The organism is Mesorhizobium sp. M0340 (assembly GCF_040321535.1).
GTDB lineage: Bacteria > Pseudomonadota > Alphaproteobacteria > Rhizobiales > Rhizobiaceae > Mesorhizobium.
In genome coordinates this window covers 60,733-67,806 of the sequence record NZ_JAMYRR010000029.1, presented here as the reverse complement: position 1 = coordinate 67,806, position 7,074 = coordinate 60,733, and the positions used below count along the sequence as shown (strand labels likewise).

The 7,074-nt window shown below is 62.4% G+C and carries 6 protein-coding genes; 4 read left to right on the top strand and 2 right to left on the bottom strand.

Features of this window, described 5'->3' with window-relative positions:
* Nucleotides 1-308 precede the first annotated feature (308 nt).
* The 3 genes from NKI79_RS28665 (at nt 309) to NKI79_RS28655 (ending at nt 3,865) form a co-directional block, all read left to right on the top strand.
* Entirely contained in the window at nt 309-2,075 is a 1,767-nt protein-coding gene (locus NKI79_RS28665; RefSeq protein WP_352806389.1) for an AMP-binding protein, read from the top strand.
* Nucleotides 2,076-2,137: 62 nt separating this feature from the next.
* Nucleotides 2,138-2,356: a cysteine rich repeat-containing protein gene (locus tag NKI79_RS28660; protein ID WP_352806386.1), complete on the top strand. Its 219-nt coding sequence runs from the start codon at nt 2,138-2,140 to the stop codon at nt 2,354-2,356.
* A 405-nt stretch (nt 2,357-2,761) separates the two neighbouring features.
* A complete protein-coding gene (locus NKI79_RS28655; protein ID WP_352804164.1) occupies nt 2,762-3,865 on the top strand; it encodes a calcium:cation antiporter in 1,104 nt (367 codons plus the stop codon).
* Between the two features lie 96 nt (nt 3,866-3,961).
* Here NKI79_RS28655 and NKI79_RS28650 read toward each other — a convergent pair whose 3' ends face one another.
* Together NKI79_RS28650 and NKI79_RS28645 are read right to left on the bottom strand one after the other, a co-directional pair.
* The gene (locus tag NKI79_RS28650) at nt 3,962-4,666 is read right to left on the bottom strand and encodes a hypothetical protein (RefSeq protein ID WP_352806383.1); all 705 of its coding nucleotides are present in this window, start codon (nt 4,664-4,666) and stop codon (nt 3,962-3,964) included.
* Between the two features lie 28 nt (nt 4,667-4,694).
* On the bottom strand, nt 4,695-5,819 hold the full coding sequence (locus tag NKI79_RS28645) for a coiled-coil domain-containing protein (RefSeq protein ID WP_352806382.1): 1,125 nt from the start codon (nt 5,817-5,819) through the stop codon (nt 4,695-4,697).
* Between the two features lie 612 nt (nt 5,820-6,431).
* On the opposite strand from NKI79_RS28645, the gene NKI79_RS28640 reads away from it, so the two are divergent.
* Nucleotides 6,432-7,034 carry a cupin gene (locus NKI79_RS28640; RefSeq protein ID WP_352806379.1) on the top strand — a complete coding sequence of 201 codons (603 nt, stop codon included), beginning with the start codon at nt 6,432-6,434 and terminating at the stop codon, nt 7,032-7,034.
* Nucleotides 7,035-7,074: the final 40 nt, after the last annotated feature.

Sequence of the window (7,074 nt, the reverse complement as noted above, 5' to 3'; positions counted from 1 at the left end):
AACAGGCGGGAGCCCCACGCGCGGCGACCCCCGCTGGCCTGCCGGCCATCTCCCCCTCGAGGGGGAGATAAGCAGCTACGCCGACCCGAAGCAATTTCCTGACATACAGCAATTTTGTTCTTGCTTTGTGCCGGCAGCTATGCTACTTATCTCGCTATGGTGCCAATTGGCCCAGAAGACCCGCCCGCCGAGGCGGGTTTTTTGTTTTTGGCCCTGACAGGCGAGTTCCAGCGCAAGCCCCACCATCGACGGGATTTCCACCACCCCGCGGGGCTGATAGGCTCGGCTGGTCTGCGGAGGACACGGCGATGCCGATCAATCTCGACGAGTTGAAGAATGCCACCAGCCTGCGCGGCAAGCGCGATGGCGGCTCGTTCATTGCGCCGGTCGACGGCACGGCGCATGTCTCGGGCGAGCGCAGCGTGCCGCTGCTCAACCTGACGATCCCGGCGCTATTTGCCGATACGGTCAGCAAATACGGCACGCTCGATGCCGCCGTCTTCGTCGAGCAGGACAAGCGCTTTACCTGGGAAGAGCTGTCGGAGACCGTCGATGCGCTCGCCGCCGGCTTCCTGGCGCTCGGCCTCGAGAAAGGCGATCGCGTCGGTATCTGGTCGCCGAACCGCTGGGAATGGCTGGTGACGCAATTCGCCACCGCCCGCATCGGCCTGATCCTGGTCAACATCAACCCGGCCTACCGGCTGGTCGAGCTGGAATATGCCTTGAACAAGGTGGCTTGCCGAGCGCTCGTCACCGCCGCCAAGTTCAGGAGTTCCGACTATCTCGGCATGATCGAGACGCTGGCGCCGGAGATCGCCACGGCCACCCCCGGCAAGCTCGACGCCAGCAAGCTGCCGGCGTTGAAGATCGTCATCCGCATGGACGAGGAGAGTTCGCCGGGCATGTTCAATTTCGCCGACGTGCTGGCGATGGCCGGGCGCGACGAGCATGACAAGCTCGACCGCATCTCCGACGGGCTGAAACCGGGCGATGCCATCAATATCCAGTTCACCTCAGGCACGACCGGCGCGCCGAAGGGCGCAACGCTGACCCACAACAACATCGTCAACAACGGCAATTTCGTCACCGCGGCGATCCGGCTTACCGTCGACGACCTGCTGTGCATCCCGGTGCCGCTCTACCACTGCTTCGGCATGTCGATGGGCACGATGGGCTGCGTCACCAAGGGCGCGACCATGGTTTTCCCGAGCGAGGGGTTCGATGCCGGCGCCACGCTGAAGGCGGTGGCAACGGAACGCTGCACCGCGCTTTACGGGGTGCCGACAATGTTCGTCGGCCTGCTCGACCACCCGGAGTTCGCCTCCTTCGATCTCACCAGCCTGCGCACCGGCATCATGGCCGGCTCGCCATGCCCGATCGAGGTGATGAAGAAGGTGGTGTCGCTGATGCATATGGCCGAGGTGACCATTGCCTACGGCATGACCGAGACCAGCCCGGTGTCGTTCCAGAGCAGCGTCGACGACCCCCTGGAAAAGCGCGTCTCGACCGTCGGTCGCGTCCATCCGCATGTCGAGGTCAAGGCCATCGACGCCGAAGGCGCCATCGTCGCGGTCGGCGCGCCGGGCGAGCTCTGCACGCGCGGCTATTCGGTGATGAAGGGCTATTGGGACGACGAGCAGAAGACCCGCGAGGCCATCGACGCCGACGGCTGGATGCACACCGGCGACCTCGCCACCATCGATGCCGAGGGCTATTGCAACATCGTCGGCCGGGTCAAGGACATGGTCATCCGCGGCGGCGAGAACGTCTATCCGCGCGAGGTCGAGGAGTTCCTCTATCGCCACCCCAAGGTCAAGGAGGTGCAGGTGTTCGGCATACCCGACCCGAAATATGGCGAGGAGCTGTGCGCCTGGATCGTGCTGAAGCCCGGCCAGATCACCACAGAGCAAGACATCAAGGCCTTCTGCGCCGGCCAGATCGCCCATTTCAAGATCCCGCGCTATATCCGCTTCCGCACCGAATTGCCGATGACGGTGACCGGCAAGCCGCAGAAATTCCTGATGCGCCAGGCGATGATCGATGAACTGGGATTGGTGACGCAGAAGACGGCGTGAGAAGGCTTCCGTCTACGCGTGACGGAGGCGTTGTTTGGGCAACATAGTTTAGGGGGTGTTCCATGCGGATTGGGTTCGTGCTTTTCCTGGCAACGCAGCTGGCAGCCACCGCGGCGCTGGCGCAGACGGCGGCCGAGCGTGAGGCCTGCCAGGCAGATTACCAGAGATTGTGCAAGGGCGTGCTGCCGGGCGGTGGCCGCGTCGTCAAATGCCTGGCCGGTCACATGAGCGAGCTGACGCCCGAATGCAGGAAAGTCGTCAAGGCCAACACGCCCGGCTAGCGCGCGAGCTTCCCTGCGGGTGACATGATGTTTCGGACCAGGGGACAGGCGAGGTGTGCGGGGGCAGGAGGATTCTTGCGAAGAGGACCCCCACCCCTGACCCTCCCCACAAGGGGGAGGGGGACTTTCGGTGGCGCCGACCTTTGCAAAATTGCCTGCGTTTCGTCGCCAAAAGGAAAGCAAGGGCGCGCGGCAGCGTTCCCTCCCCCTTGTGGGGAGGGTTAGGGTGGGGGTCCATTTTCGCAAGACTCCAAATGCGATTGCTTTTCCCCTTGAAGGGGTGGGGTACGCTGCGATTGAGCTCGTCATGACCTGTCATATGCGATTCCTCTGGATGGTCGCGGTGCGCAACAGTGGTTGCAAATCGCCCTTCCAGGGGATTCGCGGGAAGGCAAAACGGTGACAATGAGCGGTTTCGCAAGATCGGCGGTTTCCTACGGCATGCCGTTGGCCGCGCTGGCGATGGCTGTCGCGGTCAGGGCCAGCGGGGTGTCGGTGGACGAAGGGTCGCTGGGTACCAGGATATTTATCGGCGCGCTGTCGAGCGCGATCATGTTCATCACCATTTTTGTGGTGCTCGACCACGCCGAGGCGGTGGCCCGGCGGGTGGGCGAGCCGTACGGCACGTTGGTGCTGACCATCGCCGTGACCGCAATCGAAGTGTCGATCATCGTTTCCATCATGCTGCATGGCGCGAACAACCCGACGCTTGCACGCGAATCCGTGTTCTCGACGGTGATGATCACCTCCACCGGCGTCGTCGGCATGTGCCTGACGTTTGGCGGCTGGCGCCATCGCAAGCAGGCGATCGTGCGCCAAGGCACAAGCGCCTATCTGGCGGTTCTGGTCGCGCTGAGCGTCATGACGCTCATTCTGCCGACCTACACGCGAACCACCGATCCCGGCACGTTCTCGGCAGCTCAGCTTGGCTTCGTCAGCGTGCTTTCGGTGCTGCTGTATGCCGGTTTTCTGTTCGCGCAGACTGTCCGCCACCGGGACGATTTCATCGACGCACAAGCGCACGGCGCCACAGTGCGAACCGACGCCCACGAAAGCCTCGCCGCCGGCGCTATTCTCCTGCTGATCGGGCTGATCGGCATTGTCATGCTGGCCGAGCAAGTCGCCGCAAGCGTCGAAGATGCGCTCATTGCCTATGAGGTGCCGCAGGCCGACGCCATTGTCGGCGCGATGATCGCCGGGCTGGTGTTGATGCCGGAGGCGATTTCGGCGGTCCGTGCCGCACTCAACAACGAGCTGCAGCGCGGCCTGAACGTCGCCATGGGTTCGGCCTGCGCGACAATCGGCCTGACAATACCGGGCATAGCCGCCGCCAGCCTGCTCACCGGAAGAGGGCTGACCCTGGGGCTGCCGGCGACCGACACGGTGCTTTTGGTCCTGGCGCTTTTCATCTGCAATGTAAGCTTTAGCACCGAGAGAACGACGTTCCTGACCGGGCTGGTGCATTTGGTGGTGTTTTTTACCTGGGTGTTTTTGATATTTGTGCCGTGAAGGGTGGGAGGCGCAGATGGGCTAGAACGCCGCCTTGTAGATGGCGAAGCGTATCGTACCGCTGTCGGCATGCAGCGCTGTCAATCAGGCTTGGTGCTATGTTATCGCAGTGACCCTGCCCGACGCATCGAGGCGGCAACTGACTTGCGCCTGCCGGACTTCGATGCCGCCTTTTCTTGCGTAGTCTATTCGCACCTCGATCGGCGCCGTGAGTGCACCCCGAAGTTGACGCAAGGCGCCTGCGCTTGCCGCGTGGACACGGACGGCGCCCAGCGGCGTTGCAGCGGCCATGATCGCCGCGCGGCAGGCTCGCACGACCGCAATCGGCGTACCGGGTTTCGGTGTCAGTGGCCCCAGAGATCCAAACGGATACCCCTTGGTGAAGTCACCCTCACCGGCTTTGGAAGGCCTGAGGACGAGTGGCAGCACGATGGATTGCCTGGCGGTCTTGGCAGAGGCAGGGGCCGTCGCTGCTGTCGAACTGTCGGGTGCGGTAGCCGCCTCGTTTTCGGCGGACGGATCGTCGCCCACATTGGCACTTGTGCTTGTGTCACCAACGTTGCCGCTGGCACCAACGCCTGCGTCGACCGATCCGTCATCTGCACCGACCGAAGCTCCAACATTTGCTCCGCCTACGCCGTCGACGCTCGTGCCCGCCCCGACAGATACGCCTTGCGAACCGGCGCTCACTCCAGCACCGACCCCGACACCGCCGGCCCTACCGCCCACGCCTGCTTCAAGTGCCGAGGCAGGCCCAATTGTAGTTCCGATCGCCAATGCGGCTGCGACATACTTGTTCATAGTCGTCTCCCCTGCGGCCTTTCGCTCACTAGTCTTCACTCGCGCGGCTCGAGCTTTTTGATGGCCGTGTTGGAAGCAATGCTGCGGGAAGAGGTATGGTTGCCAGCAGAGCAGTTTGCGGCGACTTTTGGACCTTCACTCTCTGTTTTTCCGGCAAGCCCGGTTTACGGGCTGGTTTGGCGCCCGAACGCGATAACCTGCTTGCAAGTGCACTCGCGGGGGTACGTGTTTTCGGCGCGCGCTCCACAGCCGCAGTCCGACGCTTACCCTTGACGGTATCAATTGCCTCACGCGCCGCACTGAGGCTGCGGGCTAGGCCGATAGCCCTTTCACGCTCTTGGTCGAGCGCCGCACTCAATGCTACCGAATTCTGCTTTAAAGCATCGCGTTCCTGGCGAACAATATCGAGGTCACGTACAGCTGAATCTGCTCGTTCGCGTCCCAGTTCGAGCGTTTCTCGAACCTGCTTTAGAGCGGCCTCGGCCACCTGTCGGTCCCTTATGGCGTTGGCCTGCTCGACGGCTGCCAGATTTGCGCCTGTCGTCAGAGCATCGATAGTTTGGCGAGCCGTGGCAAGTTCTTGTTCCAAGAGCTCAACCTTGTGCCGCTCGTCATCAAGCGCTCGCTTCGCAGCAAGCTGGGAGGCTTCCATAGAGGGGTGCACGCCAAGCGCGGCAGCCTTCTCGCTGTTCCAGAGACTGGCTTCAGCCCTGTAGCTTTCGATAACGCGCTGCGCCGTCTCCAGATCGAGCGCGAGCGCTTCGTCTGTTCGCTGCTGCTCTTTTAGGGCTTGCGCTTGCTGAGCCACCGTGTCTGCCAGCACGTGTGCCTGGGCGCTTAGCTCACGTATGCTGCGCTGCATGACGAGTAGCTCCGCTCGTGCTGCGGCCAATTCGCGGCGTAAGGCCACTTCATGCTCGCCCAGGCGCGTTTGCGCACCCTCCTTGAGTGCCTGTGTTTCGCTGAGCACCAGCTTTCTAGATCCGAGCGCGCTCGGTTGTGGCTTGCCCGGTTCTTTGTCGACCTTGGTATGTTCGGAAACCACGACCGACGAGCTGTCGTTAGCTATGGCCGCTGGCGCTTCGGACGCCAACTGACCATTTGCCGGAGATGCCAACAGCAGAACGAGGCATAACGGAATGAGGGACGACACGCCGTTACACCCCCTGCCGCTTATCTCGTGAGGTAAAATCAAGGGCCGTCGTTTAATGAAGGTGAAGTCACAGCGGAGACATTTTGACCTGGTACTCTGCACATGATTCATCACTGAACCTCACCGATCGCAGCCCTCACCGCTATTGTATTCTCCACTTACTGCACGCCGCGGCGCCGTGGATGCCGCACCAAAAAGATCAATGCTAGTGAAGCACCCTCGGCAACGCCAAAGCACGGAATTGCGCGCAAAGGCTGTTTCCTATTTCCTTAGTTGTCATCATTCGAACAAACGGAACTTTCGGCTTTCGGGATGACCATCTTCTCTACCCAACGGCTGTGATGCGGCGCAAAGCAGCCATTCAGGCTGCGAAGGTCGACTTCGGGTCAACACCAAACCTTTCGCTGGATGGTGCGGCGCACCCGCCAGCACCGCCGCCTCCAACCCGCGGATGATCTTCGCCGGCTTGATACATTCGTCGTGCGGGACCTTGTCGCGGCACGACGCCCGCCATGACCGCCGCACCGTTCGCAGATCTCTGCCGCCAGCGGAACCGACCGGCATCCAACCGGTTAATCGGCATGAAGCTTCCACCAACCCCAAGGGCCCACCATGAGCATTCTGCAAACCACGAAGAAAGCCGTCGAGCAGGTCACCGGCATCGCCAGGCCGGACAGGCGAGAGGTTGCCGACCTCCTGAGGCCGCGCAAACCAAACGCGTTTCGGTTCAGCGATGATGGCCTGGTGCCCAACCATCCGTTCTGGCCGCTTGTCGTCTATCGCGGCGCTGTGAAGCTGCCCGAAGACTTCGATCCGGCGGCCGTCATGGAGGCGCTTTTCGAAGCAAATGGCTGGGGCGATAGCTGGCGCAACGGCATCTACGACTATGTTCACTACCATTCGCGCATACACGAGGTGCTGGGCGTTGCGCGCGGCACGGCCAAGGTCCGGTTTGGCGGCAACAAGGGACGTATGCTGTCGCTGAAGGCCGGCGATGTCGCGGTGCTTCCGGCCGGCACCGGGCACCAGCGTCTTTCCGCATCCGACGATTTTCTGGTCGTCGGCGCCTATCCTCCATCCGGCACCTATGACCTGTGTACGACCCCCGCCGACCATGCCAGGGCGGTCGTCACGATCCCCAGGGTCGGCCGGCCGCGCAAGGACCCTGTCTACGGAAGCAAAGGCCCGTTGCTCGCAGCCTGGGAAAAAGGTTGAAGTCGTTCCTGTCGAAGGGGGCTGCGGGTCCGCTTCGGAG